Origin of the sequence: Streptomyces capoamus, assembly GCF_014654935.1 — a bacterium.
GTDB classification, from domain to species: domain Bacteria; phylum Actinomycetota; class Actinomycetes; order Streptomycetales; family Streptomycetaceae; genus Streptomyces; species Streptomyces capoamus.
In genome coordinates, this window is sequence record NZ_BNBF01000015.1 from 146,410 (window position 1) to 146,796 (window position 387).

Consider the following 387-nt stretch of genomic DNA (forward strand, 5'->3'; position numbering starts at 1 on the left):
CGCCCCGGCCGCCGTGTACGGCGGCCGGGGCGCCGTCACTTATCGGCCATCACGCCCCTCAGGTCACGGAAAGGTCTCTTACGGGGTACTGACTCCGCGTCGGTGATGTGGCTAACATCACGCCAGTGCGGCGATGTTGCCGTGCGGTTACGGAGGTGCGACGTGCTGCCAGTACGGGGACGAGACGGCCGTGCCGCCAGGGCTGTGCGCATCCTGGGCACCCGCACCGCATGGACCCCCGTGGGGGACGGCGAGTTCTACTGCCCCGGCTGCGGCGGCGACCGCAACTACCAGCGGCTCACCGGTCGGCGCCGGCTGACCGTGCTCGGCCTGCCCGTGCTGCCGCGCGGGGCGACCGGACCCGTGGTGGAGTGCGCGGCCTGCGGG

At 72.9% G+C, this 387-nt stretch carries 1 pseudogene; it reads left to right on the forward strand.

Going from position 1 to position 387, the window contains the following annotated elements:
* Positions 1 to 162: 162 nt before the first annotated feature.
* Positions 163 to 387 (forward strand): annotated as a pseudogene (locus IE312_RS41480) (TerB family tellurite resistance protein); the annotation flags it as partial.